At 59.3% G+C, this 18,201-nt stretch carries 16 protein-coding genes and 1 tRNA gene; 8 read left to right on the forward strand and 9 right to left on the reverse strand.

The window, feature by feature from the left end; all coding sequences use genetic code 11:
* Positions 1 to 16 precede the first annotated feature (16 nt).
* On the reverse strand, positions 17 to 559 hold the full coding sequence (locus Enr8_RS13900; protein ID WP_246120081.1) for a macro domain-containing protein: 543 nt from the start codon (positions 557 to 559) through the stop codon (positions 17 to 19).
* A gap of 165 nt (positions 560 to 724) precedes the next feature.
* Here Enr8_RS13900 and Enr8_RS13905 point away from each other — a divergent pair, with 165 nt between their 5' ends.
* Positions 725 to 1,768: a right-handed parallel beta-helix repeat-containing protein gene (locus Enr8_RS13905; RefSeq protein WP_146432481.1), complete on the forward strand. Its 1,044-nt coding sequence runs from the start codon at positions 725 to 727 to the stop codon at positions 1,766 to 1,768.
* Here Enr8_RS13905 and Enr8_RS13910 read toward each other — a convergent pair.
* Positions 1,758 to 2,831 (reverse strand): lysylphosphatidylglycerol synthase transmembrane domain-containing protein, encoded by a 1,074-nt coding sequence (locus Enr8_RS13910; RefSeq protein WP_146432483.1) that lies wholly within the window; start codon positions 2,829 to 2,831, stop codon positions 1,758 to 1,760. The two genes, Enr8_RS13905 and Enr8_RS13910, sit on opposite strands and share 11 nt — an antisense overlap.
* A gap of 197 nt (positions 2,832 to 3,028) precedes the next feature.
* Between Enr8_RS13910 and Enr8_RS13915 the strand changes: the two genes are divergently transcribed.
* The 4 genes from Enr8_RS13915 to Enr8_RS13930 all read left to right on the forward strand — a co-directional run bounded on the left by Enr8_RS13915 (position 3,029) and on the right by Enr8_RS13930 (position 5,271).
* Positions 3,029 to 3,101: transfer RNA gene (locus tag Enr8_RS13915), tRNA-Ala, on the forward strand.
* Positions 3,060 to 3,560 (forward strand): DUF1883 domain-containing protein, encoded by a 501-nt coding sequence (locus Enr8_RS26625; RefSeq protein WP_146433354.1) that lies wholly within the window; start codon positions 3,060 to 3,062, stop codon positions 3,558 to 3,560. The genes Enr8_RS13915 and Enr8_RS26625 overlap by 42 nt, the downstream gene beginning before the upstream one ends.
* Before the next feature lie 211 nt (positions 3,561 to 3,771).
* Positions 3,772 to 4,353, forward strand: coding sequence for a hypothetical protein (locus Enr8_RS13925; protein ID WP_146432486.1), 582 nt, complete (start codon positions 3,772 to 3,774; stop codon positions 4,351 to 4,353).
* A 36-nt stretch (positions 4,354 to 4,389) separates the two neighbouring features.
* A complete protein-coding gene (locus tag Enr8_RS13930; protein ID WP_146432488.1) occupies positions 4,390 to 5,271 on the forward strand; it encodes a hypothetical protein in 882 nt (293 codons plus the stop codon).
* 84 nt (positions 5,272 to 5,355) lie between these two features.
* On the opposite strand, the gene Enr8_RS13935 is transcribed toward Enr8_RS13930, so the two are convergent.
* Complete coding sequence (locus Enr8_RS13935; protein WP_146432491.1) at positions 5,356 to 5,568, reverse strand: hypothetical protein; 213 nt, start codon at positions 5,566 to 5,568, stop codon at positions 5,356 to 5,358.
* Between the two features lie 532 nt (positions 5,569 to 6,100).
* Here Enr8_RS13935 and Enr8_RS13940 point away from each other — a divergent pair.
* The gene (locus Enr8_RS13940) at positions 6,101 to 7,435 is read left to right on the forward strand and encodes a voltage-gated chloride channel family protein (RefSeq protein ID WP_146432494.1); all 1,335 of its coding nucleotides are present in this window, start codon (positions 6,101 to 6,103) and stop codon (positions 7,433 to 7,435) included.
* A gap of 28 nt (positions 7,436 to 7,463) precedes the next feature.
* On the opposite strand, the gene Enr8_RS13945 is transcribed toward Enr8_RS13940, so the two are convergent.
* A complete protein-coding gene (locus Enr8_RS13945) occupies positions 7,464 to 8,759 on the reverse strand; it encodes a sialidase family protein (protein WP_246120082.1) in 1,296 nt (431 codons plus the stop codon).
* A gap of 101 nt (positions 8,760 to 8,860) precedes the next feature.
* Here Enr8_RS13945 and Enr8_RS13950 point away from each other — a divergent pair, with 101 nt between their 5' ends.
* Complete coding sequence (locus tag Enr8_RS13950) at positions 8,861 to 9,595, forward strand: hypothetical protein (RefSeq protein WP_146432497.1); 735 nt, start codon at positions 8,861 to 8,863, stop codon at positions 9,593 to 9,595.
* Positions 9,596 to 9,706: 111 nt separating this feature from the next.
* Here the strand turns inward: Enr8_RS13950 and thpR are convergent, their stop codons facing one another.
* The 5 genes from thpR to Enr8_RS13975 form a co-directional block, all read right to left on the reverse strand.
* Positions 9,707 to 10,276 (reverse strand): RNA 2',3'-cyclic phosphodiesterase, encoded by a 570-nt coding sequence (gene thpR, locus Enr8_RS13955; RefSeq protein WP_146432500.1) that lies wholly within the window; start codon positions 10,274 to 10,276, stop codon positions 9,707 to 9,709.
* Positions 10,277 to 10,353: 77 nt separating this feature from the next.
* On the reverse strand, positions 10,354 to 11,256 hold the full coding sequence (locus tag Enr8_RS13960) for a PfkB family carbohydrate kinase (RefSeq protein WP_146432502.1): 903 nt from the start codon (positions 11,254 to 11,256) through the stop codon (positions 10,354 to 10,356).
* 288 nt (positions 11,257 to 11,544) lie between these two features.
* Positions 11,545 to 12,306 (reverse strand): DUF3891 family protein, encoded by a 762-nt coding sequence (locus Enr8_RS13965; protein ID WP_146432505.1) that lies wholly within the window; start codon positions 12,304 to 12,306, stop codon positions 11,545 to 11,547.
* A gap of 69 nt (positions 12,307 to 12,375) precedes the next feature.
* Positions 12,376 to 13,722, reverse strand: coding sequence for an MFS transporter (locus tag Enr8_RS13970; RefSeq protein WP_146432508.1), 1,347 nt, complete (start codon positions 13,720 to 13,722; stop codon positions 12,376 to 12,378).
* Between the two features lie 140 nt (positions 13,723 to 13,862).
* The gene (locus Enr8_RS13975) at positions 13,863 to 15,227 is read right to left on the reverse strand and encodes an MFS transporter (RefSeq protein WP_146432511.1); all 1,365 of its coding nucleotides are present in this window, start codon (positions 15,225 to 15,227) and stop codon (positions 13,863 to 13,865) included.
* Between the two features lie 1,409 nt (positions 15,228 to 16,636).
* Between Enr8_RS13975 and Enr8_RS13980 the strand changes: the two genes are divergently transcribed.
* A complete protein-coding gene (locus tag Enr8_RS13980; protein ID WP_146432513.1) occupies positions 16,637 to 18,166 on the forward strand; it encodes an AAA family ATPase in 1,530 nt (509 codons plus the stop codon).
* Positions 18,167 to 18,201 lie beyond the last annotated feature (35 nt).

The following is an 18,201-nucleotide window of genomic DNA, read 5'->3' on the forward strand; positions in this document are numbered from 1 at the left end:
GAAAATCAACGGACTGCTAGGCGTCATCCTCAAGCGTCTTGCGAGGCTTTCCACTATTGCCAGTCAGTTCCTCCAGTTTGTCGGCGAAAACGCTATACGGGCCTTCGCTAAACAAGACGAAGCGGATCAGCCGCGGCTGCTGGTGATACTTGAACCACAGGATCGAAGTCTTCAGCGCAATCTCGGCCGCCAGATCGAGCGGATAGCCATAGGCGCCACAACTGAGCGCTGGAAACGCAACGCTGGTAGCGTCGTGCGCAGCCGCCAGTTCCAGGCAGCGCGTGTAGGCCGACTCCAGCTCTTTCTCCTCTTGGGCCGAGCCCCCCTGCCAGATCGGACCGACCGCGTGGATCACATAGCGGGCGGCTAGCTCGCCGGCCGAACTGATGACCGCCTCGCCGGTGGGACAGCCATCGGGATAACGACGGCGGGTCTCCATCATGATCGAGGGCCCCCCGGCTGCGTGGATGGCGCCATCAACTCCCCCGCCGCCGGCCAGACGACTGTTGGCGGCGTTGACGACGATGTCGACGTTTTGTTTGGAAATGTCGCCAATCATTAGCTCAACACGCTGGTTTCCCCATCTTCTCTCCATTAAACTTCTCCTGCGCCAGTCGGTGGGTTTACCCCAATTTTAAGAGTTCGTTGGGTCGAAACGAAATTTCTGCCGATGAGAGAGATGACCCAGACTAGATTCGCCTGTTTGAATATGAGAACCGCTGACATGCGACAACGCCTGACTCTTGTGGGCCTGACCATGCTGACCGCCGCGGCGCTTGCTAGCGTTGCGACGGCTCGTGACATCTATGTCGACAATTTGCGCGGCGATGATCATCACAACGGCACTTCGGAAGAACTAGGCGAAAACGTCGACGGCCCTTGCCGGTCGATTGCGAAAGCGTTGCGAGTCGCCTGCATGGGAGACCGCATCGTCCTGAAGAACAACGGCATTCCGTATCGCGAGTCGATCACCTTTCAAGCGGCGCGGCACAGCGGGTTCTATGATGATCGCCCGTTTATCCTGGAAGGCAACGGCGCGACGCTGGACGGCTCGGCCCTGGTGCCGCTGGACGCCTGGGAAGTGGCCGGCCCCGATCTGTATCGCTTCAGCCCCTGGCGAAAGGCGTACAACATCCTGTTCATGGACGACAAGCCGCTGGAAGAAGCGCAGGTCGAAACCGACGCCGACCTGGCTCAGATGCAACCCCTGCAGTGGGCGCTGCATGACGGCTTTATCTACTTCAAATCGGAAAAGAACCTCGGGCTGGGGGGCTATCGTCTGACCTACACCGGTCTGACGGTCGGCATCACGCTGTATGACGTGCGGTTTGTCGAGATCCGCGATTTGACGGTCCAAGGCTTTCAACTCGACGGGATCAACGCCTTCGACAATGCGTTGGAAGTCAACTTGAACGGCATCACCGCCCGCGGCAACGCCCGCAGCGGCATCTCGGTCGGCGGCGCTTCGCGGGTCGCCATCCGCGGCGCCTTGGCCGGCAACAACGGCGTCGCGCAAGTGCGGACCGAAGGGTTCTGCCGCGCGGCGATCTCGGGCAGCGAGTTGCTCGAGAACACCGGCCCGGCGATCGATCGCCAAGGGGGCGACGTCTCTGTGGACGGCAAGCCTTTCGAACCAGCGCCGCCGGCCGTGCAACAGGCTTCGGCGGAATTGCCCATCGAAGTGGAGGCGGTCGAGCCGTACGCCGAATGGGCGTCGGTCAACTATCTGGAGCAGACGCTGCTGCACCTGGAAGTGATTACTCGCTAGCGGTCGAACAATCGGTTGGGATGTCGGCGTACGCCTGGTCCTCGTGCGGATGCTCTTGTTCCTCCTCGGCTTCGTGCATCAGCACGCCCACTTCCTTGCGATAGAGCCAGTAATAGACGACGCCGACCAAGGCCATCAAGATCGTAATCATGCGATAGCCAAGGGCCACGATCGTTCCCATGCCATCGGGGGCGGGGGGCGTCGGGACGTTCTGATAGAGATAGTTCATCGCCAATTCAAACGTTCCCATCCCGCCGGGGGCGATCGGCAGCGCGGCGAACAGCATCGACAGCGGTACGATCACCAGGTGCTCGATCAAGCTGGGGGCGTCGGTAAACAGCCCGGTGGCGATGCAGTAGATCGACAGCGCGAACAGGCAGTGAATCGAAAGGCTGATCACGGCGATTGTCGTCAGTACCAGCGGTTGGCGGCGATAGAGCCGGACGGCGTCGATCACGTTGCCAATTTTCGAGCCGACTTTGGGCAGGCCGCGGAAGAACTCGGAGACGCTCCCCTGCGTGAAGCCGGGCAGCAGAATCATGCCAACCCCGAGCCCGCCGACTATCGTCAGGCCGTAAATGATGTTCAGTGCGGTCAGCATCGCCGTGTCGGCCGACGAGCGATCGATCGCCAGCGTGGCCAGCGACGTAACCACTAGCAGCGCGTAGAGCCCGATCATGCGGTCGACGACGACGGTGGCGAACGCGGCGGCCCGGCTTTGGGGATATTCCCGCGCGATGAAGATCGCCTTGAACAGGTCGCCGCCAACGGCGCCGGCGCCGACGAAGTTGAACAGAAAGCCGAGGAACCCCAGCCGCAGCGCATCGGTGACCCGAAACGGCATCTCCAGCGCCACCACCAGCAGCCGCCACCGCAAGAAAGTGCAGATCAGCGCGGTCATCGCCAGCAGAAAGGCGAGCGACAGCAACCCCCAGTTTTTGGGCGAATCGACGATCTGCTGCAGTTCATCCCCATGATTGACCACCAGATCGCGGATCAAATAGGTCAAAATTCCTGCGGGAACCGCGAACTTCAGCAGCGCGAAAAGGATCTTCTTTACCAAAACTCAGGTCCACGTAATGAGTTAAACACGTAAGGAGTTAAAAAATTTCGCCTCAGATTAGGGCGGGCCGCTTGGCGTCCTTGACACTGACCGGGTCGGTTGATAATTTTAGTTCTTTGTTGCTGGACTTGCCGCTGACGTAAGGTAGTTTCCGAAGTCGGTGGTCAGCATCTTTGCTGATACCAGCCACAACAGCCGGGGGATTAGCTCAGCTGGGAGAGCGCTTGCATGGCATGCAAGAGGTCGCAGGTTCGATCCCTGTATCCTCCACTAAAAAGGTCGTTTGCGTTAGATCGCAAGCGGCCTTTTTTTCTGCGCTTTGCGGCAGAAGCCAGTGTCCATAGGGGTTGTGCAGGTCGTGCAAGCGAACCAAACGCTCTTGGGCAAAGAATTCTCTTTTCCCAGATAGGGGGGAGATTAGAATTCAACAAACCAGCGAGGAGGTCTAAATGGCGACAACACAAGCTCCGCAGTTTTTGCACTACGACTTGGGGGGAATGCTCCAAAGATCGAATTGTTGAGGTCAAGCTCAGCGGCAGTGCTAATGTTCAACTGATGGATGCAGCAAATCTCGCTCTCCAAAAGCGAGGTGAGTCGTATCGATACTATGGCGGCCATGTTACTAAAAGTCCCTTTCGCATCCGTATTCCGCGGAATGGACAGTGGCACGTTGCTATCGATTTGGGTGGCGCTGCGGGACAAGTGACCGCATCTGTTCGGCTTGTTTGAAAGTGTCCATTGCATGACGCAAGAACAGCCCTCTCCTGAATACCGGGTAGCTCCGCTATCAGTCCGTTGATTTTCTCAACGGGCTGCTGGATCGCAGGGATGCGATCCCAAAATAGCGACGTAAGTCGTTATGTTGCGAGCCGCGAAGAGCTACGCTCTGAGCCTGGCGAGGTTGGAAAATGCCACGAGGGCATTTTTCAACAGGCAGCTAATGATTAGCCAGGGGGCAGTAATGGAGATGGCCGGCGAAAGCTACGAAGTGATTTTGGAGGACTGCCCCGTCTACGATCCTGCGTCAGCCGACAACTCGATTCGCGTGGGTCATGAGTATGTTTTGCAGGCGAGCGCTGCGTATCGTCCCCGTTCGTTCCATGTCGTCCGCGTCCTCCGCAACGACGAGGAAATCGCGTCTTGCATCTTGATCGCTGGCGGTGGAGCTTCGGCGATTCATGACAATTCTGCGGTGCCGGTGGAAGATGTTCTGTACATTGCGGTGGGAGATCAACTTGCGGCGCTGTCGCTTCCCACATTGAAGCTGACGTGGTCAGCCCAGGCGGACAACGCAACTTGCTTTGGAGTTTTCTACTGCGAGCAGCGCGACTGCTTAATTACGCACGGCGAACTAACGATCGCTCGGTTCTCACGGGCAGGCAAAGTAGAATGGCAGACCGGCGGCCCCGATATTTTCACGGGCCAGTGCAAGCTGGAAGAAGACGCGGTTCGTGTTGTCGATTTCAACGGCGACGTCTATCGGCTTCGACTGGATGATGGCCAATGTCTGCCGGCGAACTGAGCAGTTCGGTCGAACCTCGCAAGGAAAGTCTACGCGATGCAAGAACCTGACGAGGAGCCGCCGCCGCGTCCTTCGATCTGGCTGGCGATGCATTCGCTGGTTGCGATCGGGGGATCGCTCCTGTTCGTTGCAATTGTGCTAGGAGGGCTAACCTCTCGATTGCATCCATGTGAGAAGATTGCGTTTGGCGTTCTGGCGATACCTTTCGCCCTATTCGCGCTCTTGCAATACGATGGAACGTTTTGGCGTCGCGAGTCGAGCACGCTACTAGCAGCCCTCTTGCAATCAATCGCCGTCATCGCGACATTTTGCTTGGGAAGTGTCTCCTTCGAGCACGACCGGCTTAACGCTGGGATAGGTTTTGCGGTCGCCGTTTATTGTGCGGTTGGAGTCTTCCTAAATCTCCGCTGGCGGGATCGTCTATTGGTCGCTTTTTCACGGGGCATAGAACTAAGTCGTCGATTTCAATTCACGCTGTTGGAGATTATGACCCTTTCTGCGACGATCTGCGCGATGCTGGCGATCGCTACCGCCACGGCGCGCTCGATACCGCCCTTAGTCGCAGATCATGTTGATGCCGCAAGCGTCCCTTTAGACTTACCAGAAGGCGCGAACGACGTTTCCTATTGTCGCCGCTTTCGCTACGGCTTCGAGGCGGAGTTCCTCGTCGACGAGCATGAACTGGAAGTTTGGCTGCAGGAGGAAACCTTTCCGTTCCATGACGAGACTCCCAATCGGCAATTCAAGGAGATCGTCACGCCAGAAACCGTATTGCGTGCGGAGGAGTTCTCGGGCCCAAATACTGCCACCGTGAAAGCCGGACTAGTTTCTCGATACAACGATGGAGCAGGTAGTGGGTATCGCGTGGTCTACGACCGCGATGCGAAGCGAGCGTATTACAGTTTTGGCTTCGATTGAACAGAGCAAAGGCAGGTCAGGCTTTCGCCCGACGGCGCACCGTATTTTGTGATTGCATCCGCATTTCCTCGCTGGCGCTGCGGGCTAGTGTTTGATCGCTTCCGACTTCGCTTGAAACATCTCGAGCCACGCCAGTGTGATCGCGGCGCCGATCGACTTTTCGCCGCTGCGGTATTCTTCCGGCGTCTTACCCCAATAGAAGCCGATCCAGCCGCTCGCGTGCGGTTTCGACTTGTCGATGAAGTCGCTCAGTTGCTCCGCCGAACGCTTCAGCGGGAACATTTCTTCGATGATCACCGGTTTGCCAGCCGCGGCGAAGCCGGCCAGCGTTTCTAACGCGTCGGCCTGTTTGTCTTTCTCGGGATAAAGGTGAACGGCGACGAAGTCGAGCGGGGCGGCGATCTTCTCGGACGCGAAGCCGCCGGTCAGGCCAGGCCGATCGAGACTCCACGGAACCAGGTCGACCGTGATCAGATGCTACTCGTCATGTTGGCGAATCGCTGCGACGAGCGTCTTGAGCCAGGCGAGCGCCACGTCGGCGCGGTCGCGGCCCGCACGATCGCGGGTAATGAACTGCACAAAGAACTTATCGCCCAGGCCCCAGCCAATTCGCTTGCGGTTTGGCGCCGCCGGGGACGATCGGCTCGTTCATCAGATCATCGCAAAAAATCGCTGGGCTGTTGGCGCAGACTTGCGCGACGGCGCTCCAGAAGACGGCCTGGGCTTTCCACCTCGCCGCTTCGCCTTGTCGTAAAGCGGCGGCTCAATTACGCTTGCATCCAACGCAGGCGACCTCTTGCCTGCGATCGATCGCAGGAGATTTCGCCGCATGCCATTTCGTTGGGACTATCGACAGCACGTTTCGCTCGCGTGGTTTGTGCTGAAATGGCTGGCGATCTGTCTACCGGTGGGCATCTTCGTCGGTTCAGGCGTCGCTTTCTTTCTCTGGTCCCTGCACGTCGTCACGCTGACGCAGTGGGACCATCCTTGGCTGCTGTACCTGTTGCCGGTGGCCGGAATCGCCTCCGGGCTGATGTATCACTATCTGGGGCCAGAGGCCGAAGGGGGCAACAACCTGATCATGGAGCAAATCCATGAGCCCGGCGGCGGCGTGCCCCTGAAGATGGCGCCGCTGGTCTTGATCGGTACGTTGATCACGCACTTGTTTGGCGGTTCGGCCGGTCGCGAAGGAACCGCGGTGCAGATGGGGGGAAGTTTGGCCGGCGGGCTTGGTCGGCTGCTGAAGCTGTCGCCTGACGAAATGCGGATCTTGCTCTCGGCCGGCGTTGCGGCGGGTTTTGGCGCCGTGTTTGGTACGCCGCTCACCGGCGCGATCTTCGCCGTCGAGGTGATCGCGATCGGGCGGATGAGCTACAGGGCGATCATCCCTTGCCTGATGGCCAGCGTCATCGGCGATCAGGTCAACACCGCCTGGGGAATCGGGCACACGCACTACCACATCGCCTTCGAAGCGGCGATCACCAGCAACATGTCGGCGGTGTCGCTCGACTGGGCGCTGACCGCCAAGGTGGCGATCGCGGCGATCTTCTTTGGCCTGGCCAGCGTGCTCTTCGCCGAGCTAACGCATGGCGTCAGCTGGACGGCGAAACGCCTTATTCCGATTCCGTGGCTGCGCCCGGCGGTGGGCGGCTGCGTCGTCATCGCGCTCGTTTGGATACTGGGTACCCGCGACTATCTGGGCTTGGGCGTTTCGTCCCATCCGCCCGAGGCCGAGCGCATCTGTATCGAGTCGTGCTTCTACGCTGGCGGCGCCGGTTGGCTGAGTTGGTGGTGGAAGTTGCTGTTTACCGCGGTCACCGTCGGCAGCGGTTTTAAAGGGGGCGAAGTGACGCCGTTGTTCTTCATCGGCGCCGCCCTGGGCAGCGTGCTGGGCGTCGCCATGGGAGCGCCGGTCGATTTGATGGCGGGGCTGGGCTTTGTCGCCGTCTTCGCCGGAGCGACCAACACGCCGCTCGCCTGCACGATCATGGCAATCGAGCTGTTCGGCCCCGGGCACGGCACGCTACTCAGCAGCGGATTGGTCGTCTATGCGGCGGTCGCTTGTTTCCTGTCGTACTTTCTGAGCGGAAGCTCAAGCATCTATCATGCTCAGAAGCGGGATGAGGAGCCGCGCGAAGAAACGCAAACGCCAGAAACGGACTAGGAGCCTCGGGCTACGATGGTGAGCGCATTTATTTCTTCCCGCCTAGCGGTTTGCTGATCAGCATCTTCAGCTTCCCCTGCTCGCTCACCAGCTTCCCCGCTTCGATGTCGGCTTCGGTAAATCGGGCCAATAGGATCTCCCCGTCGGTCGCGCGGTTGCGGTCGTACGAGATGTAGATCGTCCCGTCCGCCGCCTGAAAGCCGTCGGGATAGCTGACTCCCTTGCGCTCGTCGAGGATCAGCCCGCCGGTCCACGTTTTGCCTTCATCGTTTGATAGCCAGGCCGATAGTTGCACGCGGCCGTGGTGGTCGTCGATCTGGTCGCCATGTTTGATCAGCAAGATCTTGCCGCTGGCCAAACGCCGCACATGGAATCGGGCGTTCGGTTGGCGAATCCCTTTCGGCTCGGTTGGTTCGGCCCAGGTCTTGCCGCCATCGGGCGAGGTCGTCTCCATAATCCCTTTCGCCGTCCGGGCGAGCATCCAGAGCGAACCATCCTTCCGCTCAACGATCATATGCTCGTGCCAGTCAGGGTTGGGGAAAGTGGCGGCGCCGCGGCGCTGCCACGTTTCTCCCTGGTCGGTCGAAACGAAGACATTGGCGCCGCGCAGCGGATCAAGCTCGGTAAAGCAACGTTTGAACTTGCCAAAGCCGGGCCGTTGGTCGAGCGAGATCGGCAGCATCCACTCGCCGGTCGACAACACGGTCGGCTTGTTCAGCGTTACCCCATGCCAGATCCGCCGCGGTTTTGACCAGACCGGCTGATCGGCGTCCGGGTTCTCGCAAACGGTCGCCCACACGCCGGCCCGCCCGTCAAACATCTCCATCGACTGATCAAAAATCAGCCAGAGTCGTCCCAGCGGATCGGTCCACAGATTGCCAACCAGCACGCTGCGGTCCATCGGCAGCGACGGCGAATGCGAATCAACAACAAGTCGCGGCGGCGACCAGGTCTCGCCGTTGTCGTCACTGCTGGCCAACACAAAGAACGCCTTGGGGCTATCACCCCCAGCGACCCAACTGGCCCAGATCCGCCCACCGGGCGTCTGAGCGATGCCGATCGTCATGCCATAGTCAAGCTTGTCGAGCCCGTACTTTGGCAGCGGCATGGTGTTGAGTGTCGGAGGAATCAGCGCGAGATCGGCGATCGATTCCATCACTTCGATTTCGTAGGCTTTCGCTTGTTCGGGCGTGATGTTAGCAAAGTCGCGTTCTTCGGCATGGGCGGCAGCAAGAGTGATAAGGAGAGTTAGTGCCGTGTAACATTTGCATCTTAAGTTCTGCATGATGTCGTTTCCGCAGGCTGTGAGCGAAAGCAGGTTCATCGAATCGTCTCTTGCGTCCGGCAATTGCTTGCCTCTGTTGGGTGGGGTGGTGTAGTATGATTTGGCGTGGTCGCTCTAGGTGAAATTCGATTGGCTAAATCATGCGTTTTGATGATTATCACCGGACAATCATTGGGTATCACGGAACTCGCGCGAGTATTGCCCAGGGCATAGTCGGTGGCAAGAGTAAATTCCGAGCCAGTAAGAACCGAGATGATTGGTTAGGACATGGTGTGTATTTTTGGGAGTATGCCCCTCAGCAGGCCTTATGGTGGGCTAAGCGGCGGCAAAAACGCCATAATTGGAACGAACCGATTGCGATCGTCGCCTCGATGATTCGCCTTGGGTTTTGTTTCGATCTTCTCGACCCGCACAATATCAATTATCTGGACGAAATTCACCAAGAGTACAAGACTGTAAACACTGCGGCGGGCGTGCCGATTCCAAGGAATGCTAATCACTACAAGTACTTAGATTGCGCGATCTTCCAATATGCCTATGCAGCAATCGAAGCAAGTGGAGAAAAGGTCGACTCCGCACGTGCCGTTTACGTTCCTACCGATTCGACCAAGCGGATTTGGGAAAGAAGCTGGATTTCCAGAGATACCCACATTCAGGTTTGCGTTAGAAATCAAGCCTGTATATTAGGCACTTGGCTTTACCACACAAAAGAACTTGAGGGTTCCGATGGCGTCAAAGAAAGTGAAGAAGCTTCCTCGATCGACATCGAGTTTGAAGATCAAGAAAGCAGTCAAACAATTGAAGGCGATGCCGATGACGGATCGAGTTCAATTGATGGTGAAGGCGAAGCTGATGACTCAGGAAGAGGCAGATAAGGCGAAGGCGAAGCTAGTTCATGCGGAATAGGATCTACAAACGATCCAAGCATTTGGTCCAGATTGGCGTTTGTTGGATCGCCTCGGAAACTAATCGTCGAATTGACGAAATCACCCCAACTCCGCATGCCCAATCAGCGTGTACTTCGGCCCGCGTCGTTCCAGTTGACTGGCGTAGATGCTCGCTTCCATCGCGGGGCTGACGCCCGCTTCGAAGTGGGCGTGTTCTTTCAGCAGCTCGGTGAGATTCTTTAGCTGCGGCGTGGGGCGTTTGATGCGGCCCAGCGAGAGGTGCGGGTGAAACTTGCGGGCCGTTTCGGGGTAGCCGATATCGGCCAGTTCTTCAGCGATGGCATGCTGCATGTCGCAGAACCGCTCTTCGCCTTGCGTCATACCCAGCCACAGCGTGCGGGGACGTTCGATATCGGGGAATGCCCCGGCGCCAGCGATGGTGAAGTCGAACGACGCAACTCTTTCGGCGCCGCGCATCGCGGCCCGGCTGATGTCGACCGTTTCTTCCGGCGTCACATCCCCCAGGAAGCTGAGGGTGATGTGCATGTTTTCCGGCTCGACCCATTTGACGTCCGCTTCGCTGGCGGCCAGCAGGCGGATCAGGTCTTGAGCGCGGCGTTTTACTTCGTCAGTGACGGCCATCGCGATAAAGCAGCGCGTGACGTTCATAGCGGGGTTCTCGGCTGCTCGCGGTAGGGATCCGCTTCCCAAGTGAAGCGGATCGATTTTTCCTTGGCTCGCTTCGCTTAGAAGCTGAGCATTTGACGGTACTCGGCGAATCGGGCGTCAACTTCGGCTCGTTCGATCTTCTTCATCTTTTCGAGGCTGAAGTCTTCGACATTGAAGCTGGCGACGACCGTGCCGTACGCCATCGCTTCTTTCAGGGCGGCCGGCGAGAAGTCGTTCTTCTCGGCCAGGTAACCCATCATGCCGCCGGCAAAGCTGTCGCCGGCGCCGGTCGGGTCGACCACTTCTTCGGTCGGGTAAGCGGGCATCACGTAGGTTTCGTGCTCCGAGAAGAACATGGCGCCATGTTCCCCCTTCTTCAGCACGACGAACTTCGGCCCCATCTCCAGCACCTTGCGGCCGGCGCGAACTAGGTTCTCGTCTTCGGTCAGCTTCTTCGCTTCGCTGTCGTTCAGCACCAGGCCGTCGACCTTCTTCAGCATCGCTTCCAGATCGTCGCGGGCGATCTCGATCCACAGGTCCATCGTGTCGGCGACGACCAGCTTCGGCCCGGTCATCTGCTGTAGCACCTTCATCTGGGTCGACGGAGCGCCGTTGGCCAGAAACAGGAAGGGGCTACGGCAGAAGTCTTCGGGCAAGGTCGGGCTGAAGTCTTCCAGCACGTTCAGATGAACTTCCAGCGTGTCGCGGTCGTTCATGTTCGACTGGTACTTGCCGGTCCAGCGGAAGGTCTCGCCCCCTTTGACGATTTCCAAACCCTTGGTATCGACGTTGCGGGCCTGCAGCAGTTCGGTATGGGCGGCGGGCCAATCTTCGCCGACGACGCCGACCAGTTTGACGCCGGTGAAATAGCTGGCCGCATACGAGAAATAAACGGCCGAACCGCCGAGCACGTCTTCGCGGGCTTCGGTGGGGGTGTGAACGCTATCCAGGGCGATAGAACCGACGACGAGCAGTGGCATAACGATGGTTTCCAAACAAGGGGACGGACGAAGCCATTCGCGCCCGCTTTGACCACAGACGCCCAGCAAAAGGGCTGATTATAAGAAATCTGGGGCGGTTCCGTCGACCAGGGCGAAAGGAGCGGACCGGCTTGGCGAGCAGTCCGTTGATTTTGTCGACGGACTGCGTGATCGCAGGGATGCGATCCCAAAATAGCGACGTACGTCGTTATTTTGCGAGCCGCGAAGAGCTACGCTCTGAGCCTGGCGAGGTTGAAAAATGCCACGATGGCATTTTTCAACAGGCAGCTAGCCGCCTGGGACGAGTTCCCAGCGGAGAGTGGTGATTCGCCCTTGCTCGGCCTGGAGCGCTTTGTCGCTGGAGTAGGACTTCCGCGGGATTTCGCGAGCCATAATCGACAGATCGATCTCGTTCACTTTCCAGGGCCACGGCGAAATGGTGAATCGCCCGTCTCCCTGCGGCTGAATCTGCAGCGGGATCTTGTCCGGCGTCTCCATCTGGTGGGGCTCGGTCCGCTCGGCAATGCAGAACCAGAGGCTGATCCAGTCGAAGAAGCGGAGCTCTTCCAAGGCCCGCTGCGCCCGCTCTTCGCTCCGATCGCGATCGCTGGCCATCCAACCAGCCAGCCAGTACGCGCATTTCTTTTCGTAGTGATACAGAAAGGCCCGGCCGCCGGGCGTATTGGCCGAGTGACTTTCGGACCGCAGGATCGAGAAATGCCGGGCGACAATGTACTGCGCCAGCGGTCCCCAAGGCGCGACGGCGTCAATCGAATGCCGCCAGATCGTCTCGGCCTCTTCATGCGGCATGTCGAGAAACGACATCGGGCGGCCGGTCTCGGGATCGACCCGCGGCAGCGGATCCCACTGGTCCCAGCCGTCGTCATGATGGTAGATCGCCGGCAAGGTGTTCACGCGGCAGGGCAAATCGAGAAACGGCCCGGCGCCCCAGGCTTCGGCAAAGCGGCCTGAGACATGCGCATGGGCAGTCTGAAAAATGAGCTGAAAAACCGGCTCACCGAATTTGTCGATAGCTTCGCGTACAATCATGGGGCGTCTCCATGTTCTATTCTACGCGATCGTCGCGGGCATGTGGTTGTGAAAAGAGGCGCAATCGCGTTACGCCGCACGTTCCGGCGGTACCTGAATCTCGGCGCTCGCTTCGAGTCCTTCGGCGATGGCCGGCAAGATTCCTTTGCGGCGATAGACGGGCGCAATGTGTTTGCGTAGTCTCGGCAATACCGCCGCAAACCCGGCGCTCCCCAGCAGGCAACAGCCGCCGCAGATGACGATTGCGACCGTCGTGCCGAAATGGTTGGCGATGGCGCCGGCGATCAGGCTGCCAATCGGAGCGGCGCCCATGATGGCCATCGTGTAGAGGCTCATCACTCGGCCTCGTTTGTCTTCGTCGACGATCGTTTGGATCAGCGTGTTGCCGCCGGCCAACTGCATCATCATCGTAAAACCGATCGCCATCAACAAACCGAGCGACAGCGGGATGTTGCGCGAGAAGGCGAATGTGATCATCGCGACGCCATGTACGGCGCCGGCCAGCGCCATCCGTCGCGCTAGTCCCAACACCGACCGTCGCGACGCGAGATAGACCGCCGCTCCCAGCGCGCCCACGCCGGTCGCCCCGGTCAGCAGGCCAAACAGGTCAGGGCCGCCATGCAATACTTCGCTCGCCACGGCGGGCAACAACACCGACATCGGCATTCCCATCATGCTGACCATCCCCATCAACAGCAACAGCACGCAGATCGGCGGAAAGCCAAACGCATAGCGAAACCCTTCGACAATGCCGGCGCCCAGCTTCGCTCCTGGGGCAGGCCGAATCTGGGGGAGATCGCGCATCAGCAGGTAGGCCCCGATCACCGCGACATAGCTGATCGCGTTGACGGCAAAGCAAAGCGTAGCGCCGATGCCGGCCAACATCAAACCGGCCGCAAATGGTCCGACCAGCCGCGAGCCGGTCACGATCGATGAGTTAAGCGCGATCGCGTTGGGCAGGTCTTCTCGATTAGGGACCATGTCGACCAGAAACGCCTGGCGGGTCGGCATGTCAAACGCGTTGGTCGCCCCTAAGATCAAATTGAGCAAGATGATCTGCCAGACTTCGATTTGCCCGGTCCACATTAGCAGCGCCAGAATTGCGGCCTGCGACATGGCGATCGCCTGGGTGACCAACAGCGTGCGGCGGCGACTGAATTGGTCCGAAAGTCCGCCGGCGACCGGGGCGAGAAAAAAGGTCGGAATCTGCCCGGCGAACGCGACAATGCCCAGCAGCAGCGGCGAGTTGGTCATCTCGTAGACCAGCCAGGCGAGCGCCGTTTGCTGCATCCAGGTGCCAATCAGCGAGACGCTTTGCCCCACCAAAAACAGGCGGTAGTTCCGATGCGCCAGGGCGCGCACGATCCCTCCAGATTGCGAACGGGGACTGGAGATCTCGGCGGAATGGCCTGCCATGGCGTGCGAACGGTCCTGCAAAAGGGAAAGGCGCGTGATATTCCCTTAATAATTCGCATGCAAACGAGTCGAGGCAAGGCCAATCGGATGAACTTTCGTTCATGTTGGCGTGCGGGCGGCCGCCATTGGGGGCGAGATCACTACTCTTTTTCAGGCGGCCGAAGCGGTGAACCGGTGGAAGGGAGCGGGATTTCGGCGGTCGTTTCCATGGCGTCTCCCAGCGGAGAACCTCCCTCGGCGACGTCCAGCATCTCGATCGCTTTTTTCCGCAAACTGGGCAGCATCCAGGCAAACGCCAGGCTGCCGGCGATACAGACGACGCCGCTGACGGTGATCGACGCCAGCGGACCATAAAACTGGGCGATCGTCCCGGCGATCAAACTGCCAAAGGGCGCCGTCCCTAGTACCGCCATCGTGTAGAAGCTCATCACCCGGCCGCGCATCTCCTCTCGCACGACCGTTTGCAGCACAATGTTAGCGCCAGCCTTGATCAGCATCAACGCGAACCCCGTGATCGCCAGAATCGCCAGCATCAAACCAGGGACCTTCGTCCAGGTAAACAGCAACATCCCGCCGCCGTAGACAAAGCCTGCCATGACGATCCGCAGGCCAATTCCCATCACCGTCTTGCGCGTCGCCAGGTAGAAGCCGGCCAGGATGGCGCCGACGCCGGTAGCGCCGGTCATCTCGCCATAAAGATCGGGACCCGCGTGCACCAGATCTTCGACGATCGCCGGCAGCACGACCGAGCCCTGCATCCCCATCACACTGACCAGGCACATGAACAGCAGCAGCGAATAGACCGGCGGCAAGCCGATCGCATAGGTGAACCCTTCGACCATGCCATCGCGGACGGCCATCTTCTTGGCCGGCGCCGGTTCGGCCAGGTTGCGCATGAAGAACAGGGCCGTGATCACCGGGATGTGAGTGATCGCGTTGATCAGAAAGCAGTACGCTTCTCCCAGCGTCGCGAGCAACAGGCCGGCGACCAATGGTCCGACCAGCCGCGAGCCATTGACGATTGCCGAGTTGATCGCGATGGCGCCACCCAGGTCTTCCCGGTCATCGACCAGATCGGCGACAAGCGCATGCCGCAGCGGCACTTCAAACGCGTTGACGATCCCCAGCACCAAGCTAAACGCGATGATCTCCCATTGGTTGATCTGCCGCGCCCAGACTAGCGCCGATAGGGTCGCGGCCTGCAGCATGGCGATCCACTGCAATAGCATGATCGCCTGGCGGCGGTTCACGCGATCCGACAGCACCCCGGCCAGCGGCGCGAGAAAGAACGTCGGGATCTGCCCAGCGAACGCGACCAGGCCGAGCACAAACGTCGAATGGCCGAGGTCATAGGTCAGCCACGCCATCGACGTGTACTGCAGCCAGGTGCCGGTCTGCGAAACTGCCTGGCCAAACGCGAAGTAGCGAAAATTGGGATGGCGCAGCAGCGGTCCAAAGACCGAGCGGGGGGCGAAGGGAGTTGGCGGGACGTCGTCGGCGGACATGAGGGCTTAAATGGGCGGTCGGGGTGGTAAGTCTAGAGCGGAAAAGCAGTTGCCGCCCCACGATGCTGGTCAAACCAAGAGAGATAGTCGCGATTGTCGTTCACCGCAAGACAAATTGATTAGAACCGAAATGAAGCCCCAGGAAAGACACGGTCTAGCGGTCCGTTGATTTTCTCGACGGACTGCGTGATCGCACGGATGCGATCCCAAAATAACGACGTAAGTCGTTATTTTGGGAGCCGCGAAGAGCTATGCTCTGAGCCTGGCGAGGTTGAAAAATGCCACGATGGCATTTTTCAACAGGCAGCTAGTCCGCGGCAAGCGCAAGTGACGAGCGAAAGAGGGGAGAATCGCGCATAAAAACGCCAAGAATGGGCCGTGATCGCCTGAAGAAACGCCGCACGACACTGAAAAAAAAGCAAGCCAAGAAAACAAAGAAGCCAAGACGATAGTGCGGAAAGCGGCGTCGTTGTAGCCCGCAGCGCAAGCCGAGGGAATGCGGCCGCAAGGTCAATGACGAATGACGAACAACAAACCGGGTGGCCCGGTCACGTCGGCTTCCGACTGGCCGGGTTGCGCAGCAACAAGATGCCTCACCATCCGGATTGTCTCTTCAGCAACGCCTCCATCCGTCATGCCCTGCAACCAACATCCCCATCCTTCTTCCGCCCCGGAGGGGCAAGCCAACCTAGCCTAGGGCGAAGTCGCCCACCAGGCGACGCAGCCCTAGGTAACGTCGCCACCCTGATCGAAAGCCCCGGAGGGGCGAACCTAACGAGCGACCAATCCGGTCCAACGTCAACGATTGATTTCGCGCACCGTTCCTGGGGCTGCGTCGCGAAGCGCGACTACGCCCCAGGCTAGGTTGGAACGGCCCTCCGGGCCTGATGACGTTCGTCATTCGGACCTTCGGATTTGATTCGACATTCGCTCCTTCGACATTCGTCATTGAAATGGACGCCGCATTCCCTCGGCTCGCGCGTCGGGCTACGATTTTGTGCGATTTCGCCCTTGTTTTCTCGGGTCAAAATTGGTTTGACAAATTGCTCGACTTTTGGGCTAATGCCTCTCGCAACATGGGTGACGGATGCCCGTCGATTCTTCCCGCCGGCCTGGCGACGCTCTTCGCCGTGGCCATCAAACATGACGAAATGTAACGAAACGTGTGCCACTGCTGGCTTGTCCAGCAACGTCTGCAGGCAACGTAAATAACTCGTAGGGTCCGCTGTGCGGACTACGGCAGCGCGTTTGCTTGCGCGATTCGAAAAAGGGTCAGGTCGCTTTTTCGCGGTCGCGTGCTGCGCGTGTGGAAAACTTACTCGCGAAAAAGAGACCAGATCCTGTTTCTCAATCGGCCCTGTTTCTCATTCCGGCCGGTTTCTCGTTCAACTTTTTGGGGAGGCAAAATCATGAATCGTAGTGATCGGATCGAGCGGCTGCGGGAGTTGTTGCAAGGGCAAGGGATGTTCCCGATCGCGGTGCCTGATCCGATGATCGAGGCGGCGGTCGACCGGTTTGACTCGACCAACAAACCGCTGCAAGAGTTCACCTCGGTCGAACTGCTCGAGCAGCCGCACGAAGTCGACTGGCTGGTGCCCGGCCTGCTCTCGCGCGGCGCTCCGGCGGTGATTTGCGGGCCGAGCAAATGTTTGAAAACGTCGCTGGCGGTCGACCTGGTGGCGGCCTTGTCGACGGGCGAAAAGTTCTTGGGGCGATTTGCGACCAAGCGCAAGGTGCGCGTCGGCATCTTCAGCGGCGAGCAAGCGAAGCATGCGCTGACCGACTTAACGCGGCGGTGGATGACGAGCAAACAGAAACAAGAGACGCCCCGGTTCGTCTGCGCGCTGCAAGGGGCGAGTGCGAATCTTGAAAAACAGCTGCGGCAGTTGCGCGCGTGGATCGGCAAGTACGAGTTGGAAGTGGTGATGATCGACCCGCTCGACGTCGCGGCCAAAACAAAACGGGCCCACACGCTGCATCTGCAGGCGATGATCCGCTGTTGTCTCGAGTGCGGCGCGACGCCGATTTTGTGCTGCGCGACGCGCAAGACGATTCGGCCGCGAACGCTCAATGTGACCGACTTGCAAAGCGCCGGCTGTCACGACCTGGCCCGGCAATGGCTGCTGGTGAATCGCCGCCAAAGCTATGAACTCGGCAGCGGAAGGCATCAACTATGGCTGACTGTTGGCGGCGACGCCGGGCAAGATGATCTGTGGGGCGTTGATGTCGACGAAGGTCGGTTGAGTGATGCAACGGGAAGAAGATGGCAGACGAGCGTTCGTTCGCCGGAGTCGCTGAAGAACGAACAAGCCGCCCGCGAAGCGATGACCCGCGACGAGCGGCACGATGCAAAACTGCGCGTCGTGATCGAAAACCTCGGCCCCGACCGAGCGATGAAGCAAACGGTTCGCGAACATGCCGGGATGAACGGCACAATGTTCGCGGCCGCGTGGGAGCGCTTGTTGGCGAATGGCGAAATCGAAGCAGTAACCCCCGCCCGGCGAAGCGGCTTCGCCACCTTCCAGTTGAAAAACGTAGGGCAATCCAGCGTAGGGCAGGCCGTGCCTGCCGAGAGCACGAGCGACCACCCCGAACAAAGTCCACCCACCCCAAAAAACGAAACAGTCCAGTCCGGTCCGCCCGAGTTGCAAGAACCGCCCGTAGGGTCCGCTATGCGGACCAAGACCCCGCCAAACGATGACGATGATCAAGTCATCAACAACGCCACGAACAAGAAAGAGTCGCCAGCGAGTCCCGTCACGGAAAAACCAAAACAGTCCAGTCCCGTCGAACCGCACGAATCCACGAAACAGTCGAGTCCGACCCAAAAAGCCCCGGAGGGGCGCCGCCAATCTAGCCTAGGGCGAAGTCGCGCCAGCGACGCAGCCCTAGGAAAAGTCGCCACCATGATCGCAAGCCCCGGAGGGGCGACCCAATAAGAGAAACGGTCCAGTCCAGCGTCAACGATCGATTG

The organism is Blastopirellula retiformator (genome assembly GCF_007859755.1).
In the GTDB taxonomy this organism is placed as follows: Bacteria; Planctomycetota; Planctomycetia; order Pirellulales; family Pirellulaceae; genus Blastopirellula; species Blastopirellula retiformator.